Here is a 24375-nt window from a genome sequence, read left to right as displayed (position 1 = left end):
ATCCATGTTCGCAGTGTGCTTGCCCTTCAACGGGTCGATGCTCAGCTGCTTTGTGATCAACCAAGTCCCAGGTGGCTTGAGAACCAGTCGGCAGCGGCCGCCGATGTCTCAGCGAAGTGGGTCACGTAGGGGGTGAAGTGCCCTCCTTGTATCATCCTGAGTTCTTTGGGTTCACGGGCCCGGCCATAGGCTTCCAGCTGCAGATCGACGGGAGTTACCTGATCCTGGTCGGCGACGATCATCAAAAGGGGCGTTGGTGAGATGCGATCAATAAGTGCCGACGGAACGTAGGAGCGGGAATATTCAGTGCTGCGCAGTGTCACCTGGTTGGACCACGATGGAGCAGTGTCTGCCGTTTCGGCGAAGAAGCGGTGAGCTTCCGCTCCAGCAAGTGCGCAGGAGACTTCTGCACGATCAGACGTCACCGGAACCATTGCCGGGCTTTCGCCCCTGGAACGAGCCGCGCGATCCTCGGCCAGCTTTTTCAAGAGACCAGGCATCAAATGTGCAGGAGTTCGACGAAGAGCCGCCTGCTGCCCATCCGTGGTCGGAGTCTGAGCAACCACACACCTCACGCGACGATCAGTAGCGGCCACATGCAGTGCATGGCCGCCACTGAAACTGGTTCCCCACACCCCGACACGGCCGGGATCTACGTCTGGCTGAAGGACGGCAAACGTTACGGCATCCCGATATGCGCGAATCTGTCGTTCCGGATCAACTTCGTATCGTGGCAGCCCGTCGCTAGCACCAAAATGGGGTTGGTCGAAAACCAGAACGGAAAGCCCCGCGGAAGCAAAAGCCTCGGCGTAGCGGTCCATGTACTGTTCCTTGACCCCGGAAAAGCCGTGAGCCATCACGATGACCGGCCTGGCGCCCCTGCCGCATCCGGCGTACCACCACCCGCGGACCTTTCCTTGATCACTGTCGAACTCGACATTCCGACGTTCCATCCGAAAACCTCCTAAAACATCATTGTTCCGAAGATCTTATATTATAAGATCTTCCGCTGCGAGGATTCGAAGGCCTTCATCGGCGCATGCCCGCCGGACCCCTTGGGTACCGTCGAGGGCACTTGACTTACGACTAGCCTGCGCTATCTTGGTCTCTACAGGATATTATTTGATTCGTAACAGCAGCAAATAAGATCTGAGTCCAATGGAGGATTCTCGATGAGTGCGACATCCCAAAGATGGCCGGGAGCAGAGGGCCGACCGGCGTTTGGAGTGTGCTCGGAAGCTGCCCGGAGGGGCCATCTGGGCTTGGGCCCAGCGGCCACGCGCTTCACCGACGTGCCCACTGTTGTCTTAGATACGCCACCATCGGTTCCGCACGGCCCGTCGGAGGTCACAAATGGAGCCGCTTGGCGGCAGGGCGGTCGCAGGGGTCTCACCAGTTAAAAAGATGATTCACGTAGCCATCGGGAGGCCGTCCGAAGCGGTCTCCGCCATGATCCCGACAGGCGCGTCGACCGGAGCCTTGCCGGCGCAGAGAGGTGGCTTCTTGGCCGCCATCGCAACGGCGTCTGGGCGGTACGAGGCTGAGGTCTTGAGCAGGGCCTGAAAGGTACTGCATTTGCACTGGAACTAGCTTCACCCGACGTAGTACATCGCAATGACAAAAGTAAGGAAATTGAAATGACCCTGATCGATAAGCTCGCAGAAGACACTGCGTCAGCGGGCCTGCCCACTCAAACGGATCAGTCCAGGCTGAACGAGATGCCGATCGGTACCGGAAAAGGAACCTTGGAGGGACTCCTCTCGCTTACCCAACCGCAGGCTCTTGAACTTTGGGGCAAGTTGCCCTCACCTACGCTGGACGAGATGAACGGCCACTACGCGGGCTTCATCCCCGACCCCCAGGGAAGGGGCTCGCTCATGTTCGACGAGGCGTCGCCAGTCGGATATTGGCTCGGTAAAGCCTTCCGCCCGCTTGATGACAATCTCGGCGAAGGCTACAACCGCTGGCGCTATCCGGGTGGTCGTGTCGAACGTAACCTCCGAATGACTACTCGCATCGAAGACTCCATCATCGACGGAAAACCTTGTTTCGTGCTCGACTACAACGCTGTGTATTCGGGGATGACCCTCTACGATGAGCTCCGAAAAGTCGATGATGGAGTTTTCCTTGGTACAGCGACCTATGAGTTGCCTGATGGCACTCGTACCTCCCCTCATGTGTTCGCATTGATCGGGCCAACGGACGAATGGGTCGGGGGACCGTATAGTACGGATGACGAGGCACACCAGCACATATTTTAGTAGCGCGACTCCTGCTACGCCCGAAAGCGTCGTGTGGCAGAAAGCCTGCCCAAAGCACTGCAGTCGGCCTCGACCTGACAAACAGGTCGAGGCCGACTTTCGCTCCTGGCGTCAGCGCCCTGGTTGCGCATTTGTACCTCTGAGCGGACGGCCCCCGATTTCAACCACAAACGTCAAGCATTCCTTAACGTGGCTCATCGGCTCCCGCAAACTACGTCAATGTCCCGTTACGTAGGCCTCCGGACAACCGGTCATCGTTAACAGAGACTCCTTGAGCGCGCAGCCGCTGTCGAATGCCCACGCATCGCGACAAGGATCATAGCCCTGGTCTTACCAGTCCTCTCGGATGGTGTGGTCCTTGACCATCCGGCACAACTCAGTCCACATTTGCCCGAGCCTGCCCAAGCCCCAGCCCGGGATAGCGGGGCACCGGTCGCCATTGCCGCGACCGTCACGGGCTACTGTCAACTGGTGGCCACTATTCGCTCAGCTGGCCCCAACACTCAGGTCAGCCCTGGCGAGTAACCTGTGGGTCTACGGGGGCCGTCGCCATTCTGACGATCAGCATCTGCTAGTCGTCCATCACGGTTCGCGATGCCACTGGGATTAATAACCGTTTCATGCCTACCCTCAAGCATTTTTATAGCTGGACCCTTATCAGTCAGGGCAGGGGATCGGTCCGTCAGGAATGCTTTGTGAAGAAGTTGGCCACGCGGGACGGCCACATCCTGATGGACGCCACGTCCTCGGCAACAACGGCCTCAGATACGGTGAGGAGTGTGTGCAGTTTCTCGGTTGTGGAAACAGGGTGGGCCGGGTCGGTAGCCCAGGCCAACAGCAGGACCGGCACCGTGATCCCAGTGACTTCCTCCTCAGCGGGCAGATCGCTGCGGCCGGCACCACGCATCACCGAGGGGAACAATGCCATGTCAATGCTCGGCTCGCGAGGTTCCCAGATCTCGGCGAAGATCGGGGGCGCAGGAGCAGCGGAGTTCAGGGCTGCGAACTCATCGCGGGGTAGAGTCTCGGCCGCGACCGCTAAACCCTTGTACATCTCCTGCTGAGCAGGTCGGGTTCCCCATGCCGTCGGGGGCGCGGTAAGCGCGACCGACCGGAACCGCTGCGGTCGGCGTATGAGAGCATGCAGGATCGTACCCGTGCCCATGGAGGTCCCGACAGCATGCACCGGCGCAGTGGGGGAGACGACGTCGGCAAGGGCGAGCAGGTCGTCGGCGAGCCTGCTCCATAGGTAATCAGCAGGCTCGGAGCGTCCGGTCGACTCGCCATGACCGCGCGCGTCGTACGAGATCACGCGGAAGCCGTCCTTGATAAGTTCCTCGAAGGCGGCCAGCCCCTGTTTTCGATCCGCGGCGCGGCTCATGGTCAGGCCATGAGCGACGATGACAACGGGACCCGATCCTCGGTCATCATACGAGAGGACGGCACCGTCGACGGTAAGGGTGTGTTCGCTCACTGCGCGCTTCTCCATAGAAACCGAATCTTATTTGCTACTTTGTATTATATTATAACATCGCGACGTTCTCCAAGTAACTAGAGAAGACCGAGGCTTATGGCAAGCCAGCCGGTCACCGGTTGGTGAAATCGAACAGCGGTCCGAGTCGGGGCCCAAGCAACCGCGTCCCGATCAATCATGATGTCCAAATCCACCAGGACGACAAGAGGTATCCGACAAGAACAACTGCCCACGTCGGCAAGTATTCTTTGGATGCTCCGACTCGCGTAACTCTTCTGGTCCCTGCGATGACCAGGTTGCAGGTCCTCCCGGTCATCTACAGTTCGCGCTTCTGGAACATTCGAACAACCACGCAGGGCGCTGTGGGGCATGCATCTCATGCACGAAACCCGCAGCCGTAAGTGGGCGCGACCTGCGAAACGTCGGAATCGTTGATGGGCGGGAGTTCTCGCAGCTACTTCCACTCCCGTTGTTTGAAAGCCGATAATGCACGTTATGTAAAGTAGTACTCTGCGTATCTCATCAGATGAATCAATTCGCCCCATCCCCTAATCCTGCCGGGAGTTGCTGATTCACCCCGTGGTTACGCGGAATTTCGGCGGCCAGTTGGTCTCGCCCGGAGATCTTCCTGATGGACTGGTGTGATGTTCTGCGCGTGGATGACGTCGTTAGAAGCGACCCTGACCTGCGGTTTTGCCGTGATGATGCATCTGATGAATCATTGATTCAAGTTTTTGACTGGTTTCTACGTCAACCGACGAACCAAAGCCCGAACCGCGCTTTAACGTCGACGCGGTCACGCACTCTGCGACACTCGTCCTATGACGCATACAAACGATCTCCGCGTGCTTGCCATCCGGGAATCGCTCTACGAGGAAATTGTGGGCGCGGACGTTTTGATTGCAACGGCTCTCAGCGCACTGTTGGATGGCGTAGATTCTCCATCGCTGCCACTCCTTGCCGGTCTTACGCGACGGGAGGAAGGCGAGGCACATGATCTGTTCAACGCAGTCGTGAACGAATTGAACATTGCACCGCCGACACCCGCAAAGACCACGCCAGAACGCTGGAACTTGGTCCGATGGCTCTGCCAGGCGCTGGTAGACGGGGACCTGAGACCTGAGTACGCGGCTCGCATCATCTGGTGGGAGGGGTGGAACGAACTTGGATATCCCGACTCGCTCCGGCCCTTCGTAGGCCTAATGAGCGAGTGGGAAGAATGGGTGCCGTCTTGGAACATCAGCCGAAACGATATCGGTCAGCTAATCGCCGATGAAGCGAGGCAGCTCCTCGACGGGCCATGGCCACCGAAGTAACTGAACGACCCTCTTCATAGCGAGGAATACGCCCACCTTCAATCTGCAGAGACGCCACTAGTAATGACTCTGAGTGCGGTTGGTGCACATCGGGAGGATGCGGGAAACGCCTGCTGCATCTCCCCTAATGCTGTGCTGACCTGCGATTTTTGCCTCACGACAGGATTGCTGGGATCTGCCGAAACGCCCCATAATCCCGCGGATTTTGTCGTCAGATGGCCTCGCGGAGATTTCGCTGGTGACGTGGGGCTGCGCTCTGCGCACGGATGACGGCGCGACGGCTTCTGACCGGCCGTTTGCTTCGATGAGTCCTTGAATACGTTTGTTGGCACCGCGTGCGACAAACCCTTCACCGACTCGGATACATCCCGGGTTCGAACCCATTTGCCCGCTGAACTTAGCCACCGCGAGGTCTTCACCAGGTGACTCCTCCATGGTGTCTATCAAAGTGGCGGTGTTATTAGGGACACCTCAGAAAATCCTGTGCCCCCAACATACGGCTGACACACCACGGGAGCCGGACGTCGATAAACTCGTGTACAACGCAACGAAGCGAGGTACCGTCCTCCGCTGGTACTTCGCAAGTCTTGCTGGTCAGAGCCCGTCACAACGGAGACTTGTCTGATTCAAGACTCTGCGACCCGTCAAGAGGTTTGGTCACCTGGTCATCGACATCCTGGTCGGCGAACGGCCAATCTGCGCGCTTGATATAGCCCAAGACTACCGGGGGTAGCCCAAGGGATGATGTTATTTGAGTAAAGAACTGCCGCACATATGGATATGCGATGAAGTATACGTTCGTTTCAATCCAAGCAGCCAGAACCGCGGGAGTAACATCGATCTCCCCAACAACCTTAAATGCGGCAATGTGGTGGGCGCTAATTTCCGTCGCCGCAGTCGGATTAGACGACTCGAAGCAGCTGAGGTTGTGCTCAAGTCGAACTAGTAGCACCTCTTCGTCGTCGAGGTATGCATAACCAGGTTCACCTTTACCCAAGGAAACCTGCATTTCCGTGCGTGCAGAAACAACAGGGCCCGCATGAACTTCGTCAAGACGAATTTCTATCGGTTCGGTGACGGCCACCACGGAAGCGACGTCTTCAGGAGAAACAGATTGATCAGTGACCTCGTGAAGAATATTCAGTAGAGACAAATTTTCACTCCGTTTTAGTGCACGTACGCTGGGGCGGCCACCGCCACGAGGTCGTAGAATTCTCTGCCGACCTCCTGGGGGTGGCCGCCCGCAGAAATACGGACAGCCGGTTGTACGTTTTGGAAAAGTGGCCTTTGAGCCAGCACGGGCTTTGGAGCAAGTTGATGCCAACGCATAGTCGTGTGGTCTGGATTGCGCATGATGCAATTATCGATTTGAGTCATCAACTCAACGTCAGGCAAATCTTCATCCATGTTGAGTCCGCGTTCGTCCATCAGCCACCGAACTACTTCGGACCAAATCCAGAGATTTGAATCCTTTGATCCGACGACGTCGAATGGCGCCGGAAAGTTGCGTGCAGCAGCCCACTTACGAACGCCTTCGCGACTTAGACCTGTACGCAGAGCGATGTCCGATGCCCCGACTAAATCTCGATGCACGCCCAAGGTTTTGACACCCGAAAAGTTCGCTTCGAACCTACGGACGTATGCCAATACTTGATTGGCCGCATCTTCGCGATCAACGTATACGGTGGCCGTGGTTAGACCTGCGGTAGTCGACCACATGACGTCTTGAAAGCTATCCCCGATCTTCTCGAGAACTGCTTCGTTGGTTAGATCTAGATTTTTGAGGCGCAGCGCTACTTCCATGTTCCGTCCCCTTTGTTCTTGTTTCCTGACTATCGCACAGTCAGTTGACAACTGCCAACTCACAGCTTCTTAGAGATGCAAACTCGTTACGCGGGCAGTTGGAGGCGCACTGTGTCGCATTTGGTTTTCAGTTGTGCGACGCGCTCCGACATCGCAGCGACGGTGGGGTTGGCCTGCGGCAACTTGCGCAAATCGAGATCTGCTCGCCTCAGCCCTGAATCTACAGAACGAACCAGTTTCTCCGGAGGAAGATCGAGTTCTTCGGGACGTAGTACATTTTCGACGATCCGCTCAGCGGCCTTTAGCCGCTCGGCGGCACCGTCGAAGACGGCGGCAGCCTCCGTCTTCACTTTTTGGCCGCGATCATGCTTGTCCATCGCCTCCGCCAGCTTTCGCTCGACGGATGACGACATCTCACCACTTTCATCTTGCGCCGACACCTTTGCCAGTTCACATTCGGCTTCATCAATCAAGGCATCGGCGAAGTCGGCCAGTTCCAGCGCCTCTTCCATCCGGAGGTTCTCTTGCCCCTGAGTCACCAAGGCTTCAGCGGCGGTAAGCAACCTGTCGGCGTTGACCAGCAGCTCGCTCACGGCGGCCAAAGGCGACTCAATGCTGCGGTGAGGACATGCCCGCACCTTCTTGCGTGCGCCACGAGCGACATTCTCTGTACTCCCACCGCCAGTGGAATAGACAAGAATTTGGCAGACAAAGTCAGGGCACTTCAGGTACCGGATGTTGTGGTTGTTGGTCTTCTCGCATGACCACCCCAAGCCCTTGGCGATTTCAAACGTCTCACGCCACTCCTTGTCAGTATGAGACCAATCATCCTCGGCCAAGTGAACCCCCGATCATCACGAAAACGGCCTGCTGATTATTGACTTGGGATGATCGGGGCATCTGCGGCCCGGTGGTGCGCGATCCTAGCCAATGAATGCTGTGGTGGCAGGCTTGAAGATCCTGGCAGCCTGACTTCCGCCGAGTACTCATCGGCTCTCCCCCTCGCTAACTGCGAGATCAGCTGTGGGGGCGGTGTCGTCATGATCAACCGTAGGCCCCTGGCCTTTCTCTCTCGCATCTGCAGTCGAGAAATCGTATCGATATACGTTAGAGCCGATTCTTGACGTCCACCCATACTGAACCGTGCGTCGCATGGCCTGTCGTATGGCGGCTTGCGGCTTGGTCCAGGTAGGATCCACCCAACCCCTTCGCCGGAATTCCCGCCATACGTCCTCGTATGTCATTGACTCATGGTTGAGCATCATGAGGGCGGCGATTCGATAGGAAGTATTGGTCTTGTCGGGCTGCCGGCTGACGCCCAAGGCCGGCGGTAGATCCGGCAACTCGTCGCTGAAGCGCTGGGTAAGCATTGGCTCGGGTGAGGCGTCCTTGGACAGCATCCGGCCAACGTTGCGTAGATCAGCTTGAAGGGCGTGAAGCCTACCCTCGGAGGATGCCATGTCCTCTACTGAGGTTGCCTCGAGAAGCGACTTCCAGTACTGTTCGTTGCCCATTTTCTCGACCACCGACAGAAAGCTACTGAGCTCAGCAGCCTCCGAATCCAGCTCTGCCAGCTTGCTGCGGTATGCGGCTCGTCTACGTTCAACTTGATCCAAGCGCTCTTGAGCGTCCTTCTTGGCAAGATCCGTCCAAGCTTCCACCACGTCACCTCCTGCCAGCATTCGGTTCAACCACCCGATTCAGCTTACACGCAGGTCCGTACACATGTGCAACCAGAACACCCACCCGTGTTTCTCGTGTAGGAAACATCAACACTGTAGTTCTGGACGATTACTTGGTTTTCAACAGGCCAATAATCTCATGTTGAAAGTTATCAACACTCTTTCCACATCTTATCCACAGATTTTCCTACACGACTGTGGCATATTGTGGATAACTGCGCTGCTCGAATTTGCCGGCAGATCTGTGGATAACCACCAGGGGACAACTAAACTCCTCATTCGCCCACGAAGAAGCCCTGCCCAGTCCACGCAGGCGTCTTTCTTTTTTGAGCCCTCAGTAGACGCACAGCAAACTCACAGGTTTGGATGGTAAGATGATTAGTGGCGGTCTGGTCCGCCACCCTCTGAGTCCGGCCCCCCGCGTGGCGACGACAACGAAGACAACTGCTACAGATCCAGAATCGCAACACCCGAGACACCTCTCTCTAGGGCTTGCAGACGCGGGGTGTATGCCCGGATATGAGATCGAGATGAACTCCAACAACAACGACCGTGACCGTAAGGTCCAGCAGGACGCGCGAGCCTGGAAAGAGCTGACCGGCTCGAACTACACCACCGCGTTGCGCCAGATCGAATCGCCGCTGGCCCAGGGCCTCCTGGGAGAGCGAATCAGCGCCAGGCGGCTGATCAACACCCTCAAAAACCACCCGCTGATTGGTGCAGACGGCGGTGAATGGGTACTCGGCGAGGCCGGCTTCTATGCCGATACTCAGTGGAGCTTCGACCAGACCAGCGACTATGTCGAGCTGGCCCTGATCATCGAATTCCTGCGGATGTTCACCCCAATCAGTGCGGGCGAAACCCCCTCGGTGAGCAGCTACTCACTGAAACACACGGCGGAGAAATTCCTGAAGCCGCATTGCCACTCCGTCTCCAACGGCCGCATCATCTGGGCGGCAGCTGCGCTGGGACTTCCTATGGTCGAAGACGGCGGCCTAAACCTCCTGGTAGGTGTGTCTGAACAAGAGCATGCCTACGTCAGGCGCATCGTCATTGAAGAACGCCAACCCAAAGGCCACCATCACCGGCCCGCGGGACTCAGGCACCTGAGGACGGCCCTTGAGCAGCATGCGGCCGGCCAGCTTGTTCTTGGCCGCTGGGAGAAGCCGGAGCCGTCGACGGAGGTTTACCCGTTCCACGAGTGGCTGATGCAACAGGCAGGCCGCGATGATGTTGTGGGCGATCTGGCCGGCGACTACTCCGCCGGCGTCGAGGGCAGCTACCACCGCATCGCTGTCACTGCACAGGATCTGCTGGACATCCTCCGGGAGCTTTCAGCCGTGCCCGAAGCCTTCGACTCAGCGCTGGAAGCGATCGTTGAGTGGTCCCGCATCGCGAAACCGGAGCTGCGCGGGGACATGAGCCTCCGCACAGAGCGCATCACCAGCAGCAAAGAAGACACTTCCGGGTGGGGAGCGGGTCCCGGGACGATCGAGAGGTATGAACACCTCTGCCCTTGCGGCCGGGGGCTGATCGTTGAAGAACATGACAACACGCCCGGATTCCGGGAACACGATGTGATCATCGAGTGCGACAAATGCCGCGCATCATGGCGTCGCGTACCTAGCCTGCCGGTGCGCAGTTGGCGCGTCGAGCCGCAGCCTCTGAGTGAAGCAGCCTAATCAAACGCAGAACCCCACCTGATCTGGTCCTCGGATCAGGTTGGGGTTCTTTTTTCAAGGCAGCCAGGAACGATGACGCCCCGCGCGCCTACACTGACGCCGTGGATAGTATCCGCGGTCGCTTCGTCCGCCCATTTCCCTGACGTTGGCGAAAGCGATCGATGCCATCCCCTCCCGCCGGGCACCCTGCATGGAAACACAGTGTTCGGGCCCAAATGGGACGGTTGGCGCAGCCGCGTCACCGGCACTTGGCAACGCTGATGGCCTGTCGGACCCGGTTGCCGCGGCAAGTTCTGACAGCACACTCCAAAGCTCACCCACTCTCCAGCTTGACGGAATATCCGTTATCGACGTTCCGGACGAGGCGTCACTAGGCGAGAGATTCGCCTATTAAACGATGGTTAGCCGTGCCGGCTACTTTGCTGCGGGACGGGCGTTCCCGGCCGCCGACTGAGCCGCGACATGGGAGGGATCTTCTTCGAACAATCCCGGGACATCATCCGGACCCTCAACGAACCCGGTTGGTTCACCGACGGCGCGCACGGCACCTACACAGTTGCCGACTGGTGTGGTCTGGTTTTCATAGGTGTCAGGGAGGCAGCCGCGCGTCCCGGCTTGCCACCGGGATCTGTAGGCATCGCGGGTGAAATTCTTCACCGCCGTCCGACAGCCCTGCCAACTGAGGTTCAGGAACCAAGCCATAGAACACGGCAGCAAGGCATCCCGATCGGATGGCTGACTTCGAAACCGGAAAGCACCTCCAAGAGACTGTTCCAACAGGGGCTAACGAGTTCTCCTCCAACGGAACATAGATCCCGAATATCCTCAAAGTGGCGGCCGTTTGCCACAATCCACCGCGAGGGTGGGCCAGAGAACGGGCTTGTAGTCATGTAACAAAAAGTTCATATTCTCTCTTGCGGATAATGATGTAACTGCTGTTATATGTAGCTCAAGCTAGTTACCTACATCACTTACCCCACCCCTACGCAGGAGCCCACATGAAGTCACGCCCCTTTCTGCCGCTTGGAGCAAGTCTTGGCCTGCTGGCTCTGCTGCTCAGCGGCTGCGGATCGACAGCTACTGACCCGAGCGGAAGCGATCAATCCAGTTCGTCGGGTGGACAATTGAATCAGCAGCTACATGACGCCCTCCCCGAAGAAGTCCGCTCCAGCAAGACCCTTGATGCAGTCATGATCCCGTTTGCCCCGTATGTCATCGAAGAAGAAGACGGCAAGACCGTAAAGGGAGCTTCCATCGAGGTCGCCGAGGTGCTCTCGGGCATTCTTGGCGTGACCGTAAAGACTGAAATCGTCCCCGCGTTCAGTGGAGCGGTTACTGGAATACAAAGTGGTCGCTACGACTTCGGATTGGGCCCTTATGCCGACAATGCCACCACACGGGAAAACTTCACATTCGTGGACTGGATTCAAGAGTTTGTGGTGTTCCTGGTACCAAAGGGCAATCCCGCGGGGATTGCAGGACTCAGTACTGCTTGTGGGCATACTGTTGCTGTTCTCGCAGGCGGCTCGGCAGAATCAGTGGTCAAGAAGGCGAGTGCAGCATGCCCTAAGCCGATCGAAGTACGTTCCTTCGAAGACGCCAACGCAGCAATTCTGGCTGTGCAATCTGGACGTGCCGATGGATACTTCTCGTCACGCGCCAGCCTGGTTTACTACAAGGAGAAGAGTGGGGGGGCTTTTGAACTTGCCGGTGAAGGTGAAGCCAACGGCTTTGAAAACCTGCGGCAGGGTTCCTTCTTCGCAAAAGACTCCAAGCTGACAGAAGTCGTTCTCAAAGCATTCGAAGAGCTGCAGGCAACGGGCAAGCTAGGCGAGATCATGGCCAAATGGGGATTGGCCGAGAACGAAGTGGAAAAGGTAGGGCTCGACCTCGCAGCGGTTGCCAAGTAAAAGCCTCCTAAATATGGATAAGTGAAAGACAACCTGATCATGACAACTAATCCACTGCAACGAAGCAAAGGCGATAGTACGGACCAGGAGATACTTGCGACGGATGCAAGACTGGCCACACGACGACCCAACATCGTGTTATGGGTCGTGTCCGGCATATTCTTCGCTCTCTTCGCGGCGGTTCTCATCGGACTAGCGTCGAACGAGGTTTTTGAATGGGATTCCGTCCTCCGCTACCTAGCGTTCCCAACAGTAGTTAGCGGATTGTTGATGACCCTTCAACTGACCGTAATTGCCATGGCTCTTGGAATCGTGGGCGGCGTGGCGCTAGCCGTCATGCGTATGTCGCCAAGTGTGCTGCTCAGAATCCCTGCAGATGCGTTTGTGTGGTTCTTCCGCGGAACACCGGTGCTTGTTCAGCTGATTTTCTGGTTCAATCTTGCAATCTTTCTTCCAGAAATCCGGATTGACCTGCCTTTTTCATCTAGTCCATTGTTCGTCCTCGATACCAACGAGGCCATCACCCCCTTTGTCGCCTCGCTCCTCGGCTTAGCCCTCAATGAAGCGGCTTACATGTGCGAGATTGTACGCGGTGGTCTGCTCTCCGTCCCTCATGGACAGTCCGAGGCTGCACAATCGCTCGGAGTTGGAAGATTCAAAACGTTCACAAGGATTGTCCTTCCGCAGGCGATGAGGGCTATTGTCCCACCGACGGGAAACCAAGTAATTAGCATGCTAAAGGGAACCTCGCTCGTCTCTGTAATCGCAATGAGCGATCTCCTTTATTCAGTGCAATCGATATATAACCAGAACTTCAAGGTGATTCCGCTTCTAGTGGTCGCCTGCATCTGGTATCTCGCGATCACAACAGTGCTCGACTACTTCCAAAAGCGAATCGAGCGATTCTATGGAAGGGGAACCCGGAGATGAGAACAGCTGATCCGCTGCTACGTATTAGTTCACTTCAGAAGAAGTTTGGTGTCATCGAGGTACTCAAAGGCATCAACCTGGACATACATGCTGGTGAAGTCGTCGTCATTCTCGGACCATCAGGAAGTGGAAAGTCTACCCTGCTTCGGACCCTGAACCAGCTCGAGTCGATTGATGGAGGGGAAATCTCCCTCAATGATGAGATCATCGGTTTTGAGGTAAACCGCGGACGGCTCCGGCACCGTCACGCCAAGGACATCACGGCGCAACGTCGGAAGTTTGGCATGGTTTTCCAACAGTTCAATCTATTCCCCCACATGACTGCCCTGCAAAACATCATGTTCGCTCCGGTCGAAGTTAACAGAGTTCCCCGCGGTGAAGCACGTATTCGCGCAACGGAGACGCTCGAACTTGTTGGTCTGAGTGAGAAGTCCAGTTTCTATCCGAGCCAACTTTCCGGTGGACAGCAACAGCGCGTTGCCATCGCACGTGCGCTGGCTATGCAGCCTCAAGTAATGCTGTTCGACGAGCCTACTTCGGCATTGGATCCCGAGCTCGTCGGTGATGTACTGGCCGTGATGCGTGACATCTCATCCAGAGGTCAAACCATGATCGTCGTAACTCACGAAATCGGCTTCGCCGTTGATGTCGCCGATCGGATTGTATTCATGGACGGCGGGGTCGTCGTCGAGCAAGGTGGTCCAGAGTACATCATGAAGGAGAGTACAAACCCGCGTCTTCGTTCATTTCTAGCTCGCATGGAACGCACATGAGTGTTGCGTCACCTGAAGGCGACCTCATGCTGCGGCTCGCGGCGCTCAGCCCAGCCACCATCGGCCACCATCCGTCGGCCCGTAGTCTGGGGCCGTTGAGGCCTTTGGTGGCAGGCACTGCAATGACAGGGCGATGCCTTCCTGTTCGCATCAGAGTGCCCGACGCCTCGTACGTACACTTGGCGGTGGATGCAGTGGAACCCGGCGACGTGATCGTCATAGCGTGCGAAGGTGGGGGATGGCGAGCACCAGTTGGCGGAATTATCGCTACATTGCTTGCAGAACGAGGTGCGGGCGGGATAGTCATAGATGGGCCGGTGGCAGACTCGGAGGAGGTGGCGGCATCCGGCTTACCGGTCTTTTCTCGTGGCCGGTCGGTATGCACGACGTACGTTGACGATGGTTCCGGGTCCTTGGGTAGAACGATTAAGGTCGCCGGCGTAAGCGTGGCTCGTGGTGACATCGTTGTTGGCGACGATGACGGCGTACTTGTGATTGACCCTGTTGTTGCGGCAGAGCAGCTCCCTCGCTGGGAGGCAGCAGAGGCCCAAGAAGCAGATTTTATCCGCCAGTTCCTGGCGGGCACACCACTTGGCGTGTTAACAGGTGCCCTCGCTGCAACCCATACAGATGGTCGGCAGTCCTCTTCTAGTCACCGGAGAACCAAATGAGCATCCCAGATGAATTAAGGGTCGCGGCCTGCCAGACATCGTCAGGATCAAACATTCAAGCCAATCTGGAGGAAGTCGAAGCCGTCCTTGACTTGGCCGCCGAACATGGAGCGCGCTTAGCTGTGCTTCCTGAAGGAATCGACTACATGGGAACTGCTGACAGGGTGCGCGAGGTCTCGCGGGATCTTCGCAGTGACTTCTTCAGCCAGCGTATCGCTGAGAAGGCCGCAGAGCACCGCATGTGGGTGGTCGGCGGCAGCCTTCACGAGCGAGTAGCCGGCAGCGATTTAACCGCCAATACTTCACAGCTGTTCGACCCGACTGGCCGGCGCGTGTCTACTTTCAGCAAGATGCACATGTTTGACGTCGAGCTTGCCGATGGTTTTAGCTATCGCGAATCTGATGACGTACAGGCTGGATCCCGCATCAGCTTTTCGGAAGTAGATGGGGTAGGTGTAGGAACAGCGATTTGTTATGACCTGCGGTTTCCTGAACTCTTTCGTCTCTACGCCATGAAGGGAGCGCGAATTGTTGCCCTACCCGCCGCATTTACATTCACAACCGGAGCTGACCACTGGGAACTGCTTGTGCGCGCCCGAGCCGTGGAGAACCAGATCTTTATGATTGCCGCAGGACAAATCGGAGCCTACGAGCCAAATGGACGGAGCTACGGCCGGAGTATGATCGTTGACCCGTGGGGCACAGTCTTAGCAACGGCTCCGGACAAACCGGGGACTATTGCCGTAGCAGACATCGACTTTGGCATCCAGGATGAGGTTCGACGGCGGGTTCCATCGTTGGCAAATCGTCGCCCGGACGTATATGACTTGCGGGAGCTCTAATGAACGCTCTTCCCCGATTAGGCGCCTGGATTGCCTCGGGTAGCTTTGCCGCCATTGAGATAGCCGCCAAAGAAGACGTCAGCTTCTTCGTGATAGACGCCGAACATGGTGCCATCGACGAAAGCACACTAAACGCGGTGATCCCGCTCGTCCATTCATATGGAAAGGAGGTATTAGTCAAGGTTCGCGCACCAGAACGAGCCAGCATCCAGCGAGCCTTGGACTTTGGCGCTAACGGCGTCATTATTCCCCACATTCAAGGAACGGCCCATGCTCGAGAAGTTTGCGGATATGCAAAGTTCCCTCCCCTGGGTGATCGTAGCCTGGCGGCGGAGCGCGCGCTGGGTTACGGATCCCTGACACCGGAGTGGATTGCCGATCAGGACCGTAGCATAAAGTGCTACCCGATGATCGAGGATGAATCTGCTCTTCTCGAAATCGAGCAGATTGTTGCGCTTCCTGTGGTTGATGGCGTTTTCCCGGGTCCCAGCGATTTGGCTATTCGCCGAGGGAGGGGTTGTTACGAGCGGACCGAAGACGATTTCGCCGATATTCGCCGTATTGCCGATGCATGTAAGGCCGCAGGAAAGAGTTGGATTCTGCCGGCATGGTCAGAACAAGAGCAAGAACTTGCAATCAACAACGGCGCCCACGGCATCGTGGTAGCCAACGAATACACTGCTCTGTCAAACGGGTTCGCCGGCCTAGTCTCTGCTGCCAAGTCACGGTTCGCCCGTACGTCTTGCTTGAGCCCTACCGTCTCCGCTGAACATCCCGGCGGACGCGCGCCTGATAGGTAGGGCTTTTGTCAAGAGGACAGGGGTACGCCTTCCGCCGCTGATTGTCGTGGACCGCGCGTTCGTGTCCGTTCGGGGCTTGAGATGGTGGCTGGCGCGTTTTGATCGACTTTGGCGCTGGCAGACTGAACTTTGGTGCTGTCAGACTGATATGTACGGGTTGGTTTCCGCCGCAAGGAAGGGTCTGCTGGTCAGCACCAGCCGGCCAGGTCTCGGGCGACGTTGGCGATGACCCGGCCTTTGTGACGGGCTTCGAGCTGGTCCCATTTGTGATGCAGGCCGTGGTTGCCTTGGTGACCACGGACGCTGCTTTGCGTCGGCTGCTTACTCACGGGCACGTATCTCACGGCTGTCGTTGTTATAGGGCCGCCGATGGTGCCAGACTGCCTCGACCAAGAGGCGCCGGGCATGGCTGTTGCCTGTTTTCGTGATAACACCCAATCACCTCCTTTCGTTTCCGCTGGCCGCCACTGATACTGTCGCTGGCCAAGGTGGACCTAAGGTCACTGACAGACAAATGAGTTCCTAAATGGGACCATTTGAACGGCAGAAACTTGAGGCCATGAGAAGCATATCCCGGTCAAGGCTCAGCCGACGCAAAGCAGCGTCCGTCGCACCAAGGCAAAGTCGGCTGCTGGCCAGCCCCTTGGCCGCGACAAAGCCGCACTAGCATGGCCAGAATAGCTGAGCTTCGGGACTCCAAGCACTGATGAAACTGGCGTTCCTGTCCGTCTTATTCGAAGATGCTGGCTTTTACTGCCATTTTTTGCCACTTGAGTCGTAGAGCCTGATGATTACTGGTCGCCAGTCTAACCATTCGTGGATCCGCAAGCCGGATAGACTTCTGTTGTATTGATACGTGAACCGGATTAGTTCCCATTCTGGCTGATTGCTTCCCGTGATTTGAGGTTTATCACCTATGAGAGTATCACCGCGGATTCTGGTTTTATCCCTTGGTAATTATCGTAGTCTCCGCCATTTCTGGGCCAAGGCGCCTTTGAATCCAACGGAATTTATCGGACGCGCAAGTCGGATTACTGAGCCACGGACTCGTACAAAGGGCTACGTCGATGCCGGACCTCCGCATGTCGTTCACGGCTTCGATCGCACCCTCCACCGGTTTCCAGTCTGCGAATAACCCGGTTCATCCACTACAGCGGCAGTAGCCTGAGACTGAGCCCATCGAATAGGTTGAAACGCTCTCGTTGTCCTGCATCTGCGATGACCAATTGAGGGAACATGCTCCGTTGGGACGCCACAAAGTGGTTCTCCCACCGGCACATCACCTCATCCACGTCGACCAGTAAGATCGGCGCGCGGCCTGCCGCAGAGGTGCAGCGGTCCACCGCTGCGAGAAATTCATTGCTGAAGGGTCAAAGTCTCACTTTCCGTGACTTGTTGTCGTAGTGTCGCCCAGCGACAGTTCACTTGTAATTCGCCGTCGAAGGGGCGTGGGCGGACATTCACAAGTGATTCGCCGCAGCTAGCCGCGACAACGCAGCAGCGACCTATTCCAAGGGTTGCCCAATCGTTGTCGTCTATGGCTCCACGACGGAGTACTCGGGTTTTCTTTCGAAGCGTGAAGCTAGCCGTGCGCCAGCCCGGACCAGATAGCGTTCCGGATCGTTCATGGCTGCTTTCTGTGCTTCCGGTCGACAAAGTCAGGAAAACGTGCCGAGTCTGCCAGACGCGGGGTCTTCCGACAACTTTGACGAAGTCGGATTGTTTATCGAATCGGTCCTTTCCGGAAATCAGAATATCCGTGTCCTTTAGGCGCGTCGGTAGCTGAAAAAGTTCTGCAACATGGTCCGACCCTGACAGTAAGTCCCTCCCCATCCCATCAGCCGTACCCGGTTCCACCTCCCGCTCCTGCTCCGCGGCTTTGCGGGTCCACTTCAAAAACGGACGCGAACCGTTACAACGTAGCGTCCATGTCCTCGATATCGCTCGACTGGGCACCTTTTTGCGGTCCAAACACGGCCGCGGATCCGCTGGCCCCGTTCAGAGGGTTCCAGACGTCGGTCAAAATGACCACCCCGTCTTTCGGCAAGGGTCGGGGTGGTTGGCGTCTACGCTGTTGGCCATTCCAGCGCCGCTATTACCCGGTCCGATCGGTTTTCCACAGAGTCAAGGATCCGGCACCCAAGTTTATGAGGCATTCCCTCTCCCCCATCAGTGCAGGCGCTTCCACCAACGCCTAGGGATTAGCCAGGTGACACCAGCGTCCAGGGCAGCGGCAATGGCCTGTCCGAAGCCCCTGCTGTACGCATCCCTAGCTGCGGGAGACTGCATGAGAGTGAGACCGCTGGTGGCCGACAGTTCGATAACCCCGGTACTGCCTTTAAGAGGGTCGGAGGACAGCCACTCAGTTTCACAAGGTCAATCATCGGGGCCGGTGATCTTGACAGTGCGGCGTTCGGATCGGTGGAAAACGGTCGCCAAGGCATCCACGGTACGCTCGCCGCCATCGGCCATGGGAGCGAGCTGGATGTGGTCCTCAGGGCGCACGGTTGACCATCCACGGGCAAGACTCCGTACAACAGTGTCGGCGGTTGCGGACCCTTTGAATGAATCCGGGGCGATAAGGATCCGTGCACGCCCTACTCTGCCGGTGATTTGTGTCGCCCAGGAGTTGGGAGAGTTCGCTTTCGTTGACGACCAGAACGTTTACGTGACGAAGAAGCCGCACTGACTACGGATGTCCTAATTTCGCTGGTGCCCGAGGGCGCTGACACGGTTGGCCTATTTGATGACAAGGTCTTCGACCAAATGAAGCCCGGCTCTGTGTTTATTAACGTCGGGCGTGGGCTGACAGTTAACGAGACCGCACTCGTTGACGCGCTGGAGAACGGACGTCTCCGAGTGGCTGTGATTGATGTCACCCAAAATGAGCCATTACCTCAGGACTCACCGCTGGGGACAGCAAAGAACTTGGTCGTCCCGCCGCATATAGACGGCAAGGCCGCGGGGGGCCGCGCAGCTTATTCGTGAAAATCTTATTGCTCTCCGCAACGGTCGCATACTGCAAAACACCGTCAGGTGATCGCTAAATGGGCTGGCGGACGCGTTGAAGGACGGCAGTGCCGCCTCAGTTTGGCTAGTCGAGGGTCCGATAAGGAAAGGTATTGCTCCGTCGTTTGTCCAGCGGAAGGGTGTAACGTCTTGTCATTCTCAAGGCGCTATCGGGGGCGATGTAAGATTTGTTTCAGCTTCTTATCAGAAATAGCTCCCACATCGGAGCTGGGCGATTCCCTGAGGGCGAACGGATGCAGCGGAGGTTTCCTTGACGCAGAATCAAGCTCGCAGCGCTGCGACCCACTCAGACTCAAGAACTGGCAAGTTATTGGGAGCTACCGTTGCGGAGCTCACTCGGTCTGAGCTTGGTAGGTTCAGCCCCAGCGAGACCAAAGTGGCCAGGGCTCTCCTGGCGACGTACCCGGCCGCTGGGCTCGAAACTGTGGCTGACCTGGCCGCACGGGCCAAGGTGAGCGCACCCACCGTGTTGCGATTTACCTCCGCTTTGGGGTTTGAAGGTTATGCGGCTTTTCAGAAGGCTCTTGTCCGGGAAGTCCATGAGGAGATGGGCTCCCCACTAAGGCGCCTGAGCGAACCGGATTCCAATGATGGGAGGGCACGTGTTGGGTCCGATTCGACGGCTGTTCTTGTGGACGGATTGGTCAACACCTTTCAGGCTCTCCCGGAATCCGAGATGAGGACAGCCGTCAAACTCCTCGCCGACAGGCGGCTGAACGTACACCTCATCGGCGGCAGATTCAGCAGCGTATTGGCCACCTATCTGAACACCCACCTTGTCCTGATGCGACCCGATGTGAGGCTGGTGCCGGGCAGTGGACACGAGAAGATGTCCGCCCTGTTGGATCTAGGGAGACGGGATGTCCTCGTGGTTTTCGATTTCCGGCGCTATGACAGAGACGTCATTGAATTCGCCAACATCGCCAGCCGAGGCGGGACACATGTCATTTTGTTCACGGACCCGTGGTTGTCTCCGGCCGCGGAGGTCGCAGAGGCGGTGCTCACCGCTCGCGTTGAGGCGCCTAGCCCATTTGACTCGTTCGTATCAGCAATGGCGGTTGTTGAGCAAACCATTGCTGCCGTGGCCGATCACATTGGCAGGCCCGCACGCGAACGTCTGACACGTATCGAAGCCATGCAGCCTGGGGAACCAAGCGCGTAAAGCGCCAGAAACCGTCCGGCGCTGTGTGGGCGCCCTGAGCCTGCTTCTGGGACCACCACGTCCTTCCCTCAACGCCCTCGCATAGCGGTGGAGCCCTTTGGCAATAGCGCTGCACCTCGTACGGCAGTGAAAGCCAGCTTTCGCCTTGACGCGCCAGCACATTCCTGCCGCTGCGTCATGCGCGCCCGAAGCTATACCCGGGCTACTCCTCAGCGGCAGCCATCTTCCCAATCTGTCTAATTTATTACAAACTCTCTCTTGACTGGTTCGTTGTAATGAATTTTACTGGTTGTGAACGAGTGACGTGATCCAAGACACCTTGCGTCCACTGGTAGACCACATTGCCGGGAGGCCTTCATGACATATCCAGAAATTTTCGTCGCCACCTGCGACCTTTCAGGCAAAGTGCGCGGCAGGGGTACTCCGTCGGAGTCGTACGATTCCGTGCTTCGGTCGGGCCTTGGGTGGGTTCCTGCCAACTTGGGCATCACCGCCTTCGGAGACATCGCTCCCAAAAGCGCATTCGGTTCAACCGGGGACCTGCGTCTGAAGGCCGACAAGTTCTCCGAAATTACTGTCCCGGCCGATGGTGAGACGCCGGGGATGAAGCTGTTTCTGGCCGATTTGACAAACCCGGACGGGAGCGACTGGGGGTGCTGCCCGCGTACATTCCTACGGAAGGCGCTGAGCGAATTCACAGCTGCCACTGGCTTGCGGGTTGTCGCGAGTTTCGAACATGAGTTCGTCCTTAATGGGCTGCCGACATCAGATCCGTTCTCGCTCCGGCGTCATCGGGACGCGGAACCATTCGGGTCGGATCTCATCCGACTGCTGACTGACTGCGGATTGGCCCCGGAGAACTGGTTGCCCGAATATGGTCCGGACCAATTTGAAATCACCCTCGAACCGTCCGAGGCCCTGATCGCGGCAGACAGGGCAGTCCTGCTTCGCGAGTTGGTTCGCGATCTTGCGATCCGCCGAGGCCTTCAGGCATCCTTCGCCCCTCTTCAGGATCCTGACGGTACGGGGACCGGCGTGCACATCCACATCAGCCTTGTCGATGATCAGGGAAGGCCTGTGCTTTTTGATGAAACCCGGCCCGGGCGCCTCTCTGAGATTGGCGCCAGGTTCAGCAGCGGCGTCCTGCGGCATGCCCGGGCGCTGACCGCCTGGACAGCACCGAGTCCCGTTTCTTTCCATAGGCTGACTCCTCACCGATGGAGCGCAGGCGGAGTCTTTCTTGCCGAACGAAACCGTGAGGCGCTGCTACGCATTTGCCCGACCAGCTCGATGGGCGGTTCAGCACCAGAACGCCAGTTTAACCTTGAATACCGGGCAGCGGATGCTACCGCGAATCCTTGGTTGGCGCTAGGCGTACTCATCCGTGCCGGACTCACCGGCATCAAGGGAGGCCGTGACTACCCTCTTCCCGAGGTCTTCAGTGAAGAATCCACCGAGGCGGAGCGGGCCGATGTCCCAGAACTTCCGGGTTCGCTCGAGGAAGCCCTTGTATGCCTGGAACAGGACCACGTCGTCTCATCCTGGTTTGACCCGGACCTCCTCTCAACCCACATCGCTGTCAAGCGCCACGAGGCGGAACTGACGGCTTCGCTTAACGACGTGGAGAAGATACGGAAGGTTGCAAGTGTCTACTAGAAAGGAAACGCTCCTCAGCCGCTCTATCCAGGACGTCTCGCTGGTGGACCACCACGTTCACGGAGCTCTCAAGGACGACGTTTCCCAAAGCGTCTTCGAAACCCTCATTACCGAGTCGGATCGTGCCATTCCCGCCTGGATGTCTCAGTTCGACTCGCAGGTGGGCTTCGCCATCCGCCGCTGGTGCGCGCCGGTATTGGGCCTTCCCCGGCACGCCGCCGCGGCCGAATACATGAAAGCACGGGCATCCTTGGGCACGGACGAAGTCAATCGCCGCCTTCTGTCGGGTGCCGGCGTCGGCCACTTTCTCGTGGAGACCGGATACAGAGGAGATGAAATCCTCAACCCGGAACAGATGGGCCAGAGCGCTGGGCAACGTGCCAGCGAAGTCGTCAGGTTGGAGGCAGTGGCGGAATCCATCGTGGAATCCGGTGTGACGGCGAAGTCTTTCCCCGAGCGGTACGTGCAGGCCTTAGCGAACGCCACCACGCACGCAGTAGGAGTCAAGAGCATCATCGCCTACCGGTGGGGTTTTGACTTCGAACCCGCCAGGCCCGCCAAAGTCGCCGTAATCGAAGCGGCCCGGAATTGGTTGGAAGCATTTGCAAATGGTGGCCCGCTCAAAGTCGAAGACCCTGTTCTACTGCGCTTTTTCCTTTGGGCCGGCGTCGACCGGGGACTGCCTATACAACTTCACACCGGGTACGGGGATCCCGATCTGCGTCTGGACCGCTGCAACCCACTGCTGTTGACACCATGGATCAAGCTTATTGAGCCCGCCTCGGTGGACATCATGCTGCTGCATTGTTACCCCTACCATCGGGAAGCGGGTTACTTGGCCCAAGTTTTCCCGCACGTCTACTTCGATGTCGGTCTCGGCGTTAACTACACGGGGGTGCAGTCCGAACAAATCCTTGCTGAATCCCTTGAGTTGACGCCTTTTTCCAAGCTTCTCTTCTCATCTGACGCCTGGGGCCCGGCTGAGCTGCACTACTTGGGCTCTGCGCTATGGCGACAGGGCATGACTAATGTGCTCCAGCGATGGGTGGACGCAGGTGACTGGTCCGAGGACGACGCAATTCGCGTTGTGAATATGATCGCGACTGAGAACGCAACGCGGGTCTATAAGCTTGCTGGTGGCCGTTCATGAACGATCTTTTAGATGTTCTTCAGGCCCGTCTCGACGAAGAACTCGTTGAAGCATATCGGCTGCGCGAAGAACTTCATCGGTTCCCACATGTTTCCGGGGCTGAGGGACCGACTTGTCAAAGACTCCTTAACGCCCTGCCGCTTGAAGCCACGGTTGTTCCCGTCGCCCAAACGGGGGCCTTGGTGCGTGTCGGAGGCACGGGACCAGCTGTGGCGCTTCGTGCTGAACTTGATGCATTGCCCACACAGGAGACCACGGGGCTGGCTTGGTCATCGGAACATCCACACGTCATGCACGCCTGTGGCCACGACGTCCACATGGCCGCTGCGGTGGCTCTGGCGCGGGCTGTTGCGGATACCGCAGGAACGGTACCATTGCTTCTTATCCTCCAGCCGAGGGAAGAAACCTACCCCTCCGGCGCCAAGGACATTTGCACCGACAAAAGCCTGGACAACGAAGAAGTCATCGCGGCCATTGGGGCGCATCTGCAACCGCTCCTTCCCAAGGGCACGGTCGCATGTACCACGGGCGCGGTCAACGCCTCCTCTGACGAGTTCAAGATCACCGTTGACGGCCAGGGCGGCCATGCCGCCTACCCGCACTTGACCGTCGACCCGGTGCTCACTCTGGCCCAACTTGTGGTGGCCCTTCAAAGTATCATCAGCAGAACCACCGATCCCATGGAATCGGCCGTGCTCTCCGTGACAACTTTGAGCGCCGGATCCGCCCCCAACGTGGTTCCCGGAACGGCAACAGCGCGAGGAACCGTCAGAGCCATGAGCGTCCCAGTCCGGAAACACATCCTGGGCAGGTTGGAAGATATCTCCAAGAATGTCGCTGCCGCCCACGGGTGTAGCGCCCACGTTGAAATCACTCATGGGGAGCCGGTCCTGGAAAATGATCAGACGCTCGCGCTCACAACCCGGCCCCTGTTGCAACGAATGGGCTTGGAAATCAACGGCACCCTCCGGTCAGCGGGCTCAGACGATTTCGCATACTTCTGCGAGAAGTACCCCTCGCTGATGATGTTCGTTGGTACCGACGACCAAAACGAAAGACTCCATTCAAGCAGTTTTGCCCCGGACAATACCCACGTCCGTGACGTGGCCTATGCAATGCTCAGCGGTTACGCCGCTGCAGCTTCACTTGGTGTCACGCATGCCCTAACACGAAGCGACGACGCTGCGGTCATCAAGGCATAACACCCACGCACCGACTTTCACCGGAGCTGGG

At 57.6% G+C, this 24375-nt stretch carries 22 protein-coding genes and 2 pseudogenes; 14 read left to right on the top strand and 10 right to left on the bottom strand.

All coding sequences use genetic code 11. The annotated features are described in order from the left end of the window. Nucleotides 1-56: 56 nt before the first annotated feature. Nucleotides 57-953, bottom strand: a complete 897-nt coding sequence (locus tag ACIQTZ_RS12560) for an alpha/beta hydrolase (RefSeq protein ID WP_402981094.1) — start codon at nucleotides 951-953, stop codon at nucleotides 57-59. Between the two features lie 684 nt (nucleotides 954-1637). Between ACIQTZ_RS12560 and ACIQTZ_RS12555 the strand changes: the two genes are divergently transcribed. Next, complete coding sequence (locus ACIQTZ_RS12555) at nucleotides 1638-2261, top strand: hypothetical protein (RefSeq protein ID WP_402981091.1); 624 nt, start codon at nucleotides 1638-1640, stop codon at nucleotides 2259-2261. A 682-nt stretch (nucleotides 2262-2943) separates the two neighbouring features. On the opposite strand, the gene ACIQTZ_RS12550 is transcribed toward ACIQTZ_RS12555, so the two are convergent. Beyond that, nucleotides 2944-3735, bottom strand: a complete 792-nt coding sequence (locus tag ACIQTZ_RS12550; RefSeq protein ID WP_402981088.1) for an alpha/beta fold hydrolase — start codon at nucleotides 3733-3735, stop codon at nucleotides 2944-2946. 821 nt (nucleotides 3736-4556) lie between these two features. Between ACIQTZ_RS12550 and ACIQTZ_RS12545 the strand changes: the two genes are divergently transcribed. Further along, nucleotides 4557-5051, top strand: coding sequence for a hypothetical protein (locus ACIQTZ_RS12545; protein ID WP_402981085.1), 495 nt, complete (start codon nucleotides 4557-4559; stop codon nucleotides 5049-5051). 604 nt (nucleotides 5052-5655) lie between these two features. On the opposite strand, the gene ACIQTZ_RS12540 is transcribed toward ACIQTZ_RS12545, so the two are convergent. From ACIQTZ_RS12540 to ACIQTZ_RS12525, 4 genes are all read right to left on the bottom strand, one after another. Continuing rightward, on the bottom strand, nucleotides 5656-6204 hold the full coding sequence (locus ACIQTZ_RS12540) for a hypothetical protein (protein WP_402981082.1): 549 nt from the start codon (nucleotides 6202-6204) through the stop codon (nucleotides 5656-5658). Between the two features lie 14 nt (nucleotides 6205-6218). Then, nucleotides 6219-6854 (bottom strand): helix-turn-helix transcriptional regulator, encoded by a 636-nt coding sequence (locus tag ACIQTZ_RS12535; protein WP_402981079.1) that lies wholly within the window; start codon nucleotides 6852-6854, stop codon nucleotides 6219-6221. A gap of 86 nt (nucleotides 6855-6940) precedes the next feature. Continuing rightward, nucleotides 6941-7693 carry a hypothetical protein gene (locus ACIQTZ_RS12530; RefSeq protein WP_402981076.1) on the bottom strand — a complete coding sequence of 251 codons (753 nt, stop codon included), beginning with the start codon at nucleotides 7691-7693 and terminating at the stop codon, nucleotides 6941-6943. A gap of 147 nt (nucleotides 7694-7840) precedes the next feature. Beyond that, on the bottom strand, nucleotides 7841-8518 hold the full coding sequence (locus tag ACIQTZ_RS12525; protein ID WP_402981074.1) for a hypothetical protein: 678 nt from the start codon (nucleotides 8516-8518) through the stop codon (nucleotides 7841-7843). 548 nt (nucleotides 8519-9066) lie between these two features. Here ACIQTZ_RS12525 and ACIQTZ_RS12520 point away from each other — a divergent pair. The 7 genes from ACIQTZ_RS12520 to ACIQTZ_RS12490 all read left to right on the top strand — a co-directional run bounded on the left by ACIQTZ_RS12520 (nucleotide 9067) and on the right by ACIQTZ_RS12490 (nucleotide 16144). Next, entirely contained in the window at nucleotides 9067-10218 is a 1152-nt protein-coding gene (locus tag ACIQTZ_RS12520; RefSeq protein ID WP_402981071.1) for a hypothetical protein, read from the top strand. Between the two features lie 998 nt (nucleotides 10219-11216). Then, nucleotides 11217-12128: a transporter substrate-binding domain-containing protein gene (locus ACIQTZ_RS12515; RefSeq protein ID WP_402981068.1), complete on the top strand. Its 912-nt coding sequence runs from the start codon at nucleotides 11217-11219 to the stop codon at nucleotides 12126-12128. A gap of 21 nt (nucleotides 12129-12149) precedes the next feature. Next, nucleotides 12150-13058 (top strand): amino acid ABC transporter permease, encoded by a 909-nt coding sequence (locus tag ACIQTZ_RS12510; RefSeq protein ID WP_402981065.1) that lies wholly within the window; start codon nucleotides 12150-12152, stop codon nucleotides 13056-13058. Further along, complete coding sequence (locus tag ACIQTZ_RS12505; RefSeq protein WP_402981062.1) at nucleotides 13055-13831, top strand: amino acid ABC transporter ATP-binding protein; 777 nt, start codon at nucleotides 13055-13057, stop codon at nucleotides 13829-13831. Before ACIQTZ_RS12510 ends, ACIQTZ_RS12505 begins: the two co-directional genes overlap by 4 nt. After that, the gene (locus ACIQTZ_RS12500; protein WP_402981059.1) at nucleotides 13828-14502 is read left to right on the top strand and encodes an RraA family protein; all 675 of its coding nucleotides are present in this window, start codon (nucleotides 13828-13830) and stop codon (nucleotides 14500-14502) included. The genes ACIQTZ_RS12505 and ACIQTZ_RS12500 overlap by 4 nt, the downstream gene beginning before the upstream one ends. Then, nucleotides 14499-15344 (top strand): carbon-nitrogen hydrolase family protein, encoded by an 846-nt coding sequence (locus ACIQTZ_RS12495; protein ID WP_402981056.1) that lies wholly within the window; start codon nucleotides 14499-14501, stop codon nucleotides 15342-15344. The genes ACIQTZ_RS12500 and ACIQTZ_RS12495 overlap by 4 nt, the downstream gene beginning before the upstream one ends. Next, nucleotides 15344-16144, top strand: coding sequence for an HpcH/HpaI aldolase/citrate lyase family protein (locus ACIQTZ_RS12490; RefSeq protein ID WP_402981053.1), 801 nt, complete (start codon nucleotides 15344-15346; stop codon nucleotides 16142-16144). Before ACIQTZ_RS12495 ends, ACIQTZ_RS12490 begins: the two co-directional genes overlap by 1 nt. Nucleotides 16145-16332: 188 nt before the next feature. On the opposite strand, the gene ACIQTZ_RS12485 is transcribed toward ACIQTZ_RS12490, so the two are convergent. The 4 genes and pseudogenes from ACIQTZ_RS12485 to ACIQTZ_RS12470 all read right to left on the bottom strand — a co-directional run bounded on the left by ACIQTZ_RS12485 (nucleotide 16333) and on the right by ACIQTZ_RS12470 (nucleotide 18724). Beyond that, nucleotides 16333-16473 carry a hypothetical protein gene (locus tag ACIQTZ_RS12485; protein ID WP_402981050.1) on the bottom strand — a complete coding sequence of 47 codons (141 nt, stop codon included), beginning with the start codon at nucleotides 16471-16473 and terminating at the stop codon, nucleotides 16333-16335. A gap of 1583 nt (nucleotides 16474-18056) precedes the next feature. Then, nucleotides 18057-18176: a glycerate kinase gene (locus tag ACIQTZ_RS12480; protein WP_402981047.1), complete on the bottom strand. Its 120-nt coding sequence runs from the start codon at nucleotides 18174-18176 to the stop codon at nucleotides 18057-18059. A 34-nt stretch (nucleotides 18177-18210) separates the two neighbouring features. Next, nucleotides 18211-18330 (bottom strand): annotated as a pseudogene (locus tag ACIQTZ_RS12475) (hypothetical protein); the annotation flags it as partial. Beyond that, nucleotides 18314-18724 (bottom strand): annotated as a pseudogene (locus tag ACIQTZ_RS12470) (glycerate kinase). The pseudogenes ACIQTZ_RS12475 and ACIQTZ_RS12470, both read right to left, overlap by 17 nt. A gap of 105 nt (nucleotides 18725-18829) precedes the next feature. Between ACIQTZ_RS12470 and ACIQTZ_RS12465 the strand changes: the two are divergent. The 5 genes from ACIQTZ_RS12465 to ACIQTZ_RS12445 all read left to right on the top strand — a co-directional run bounded on the left by ACIQTZ_RS12465 (nucleotide 18830) and on the right by ACIQTZ_RS12445 (nucleotide 24344). After that, complete coding sequence (locus ACIQTZ_RS12465; protein ID WP_402981141.1) at nucleotides 18830-19132, top strand: NAD(P)-dependent oxidoreductase; 303 nt, start codon at nucleotides 18830-18832, stop codon at nucleotides 19130-19132. Nucleotides 19133-19424: 292 nt separating this feature from the next. Beyond that, nucleotides 19425-20336, top strand: a complete 912-nt coding sequence (locus tag ACIQTZ_RS12460; protein ID WP_402981044.1) for a MurR/RpiR family transcriptional regulator — start codon at nucleotides 19425-19427, stop codon at nucleotides 20334-20336. Nucleotides 20337-20693: 357 nt separating this feature from the next. Further along, on the top strand, nucleotides 20694-21992 hold the full coding sequence (locus ACIQTZ_RS12455) for a glutamine synthetase family protein (RefSeq protein WP_402981041.1): 1299 nt from the start codon (nucleotides 20694-20696) through the stop codon (nucleotides 21990-21992). A 43-nt stretch (nucleotides 21993-22035) separates the two neighbouring features. Beyond that, nucleotides 22036-23142 (top strand): amidohydrolase family protein, encoded by a 1107-nt coding sequence (locus ACIQTZ_RS12450; protein ID WP_402981038.1) that lies wholly within the window; start codon nucleotides 22036-22038, stop codon nucleotides 23140-23142. Then, complete coding sequence (locus tag ACIQTZ_RS12445; RefSeq protein WP_402981035.1) at nucleotides 23139-24344, top strand: M20 family metallopeptidase; 1206 nt, start codon at nucleotides 23139-23141, stop codon at nucleotides 24342-24344. The genes ACIQTZ_RS12450 and ACIQTZ_RS12445 overlap by 4 nt, the downstream gene beginning before the upstream one ends. Nucleotides 24345-24375 lie beyond the last annotated feature (31 nt).

This window comes from Paenarthrobacter sp. NPDC090520 (assembly GCF_044769205.1).
In the GTDB taxonomy this organism is placed as follows: domain Bacteria; phylum Actinomycetota; class Actinomycetes; order Actinomycetales; family Micrococcaceae; genus Arthrobacter.
Note: the sequence above shows the minus strand (reverse complement) of the source record. Positions and strands in the feature narration are given on the sequence as shown.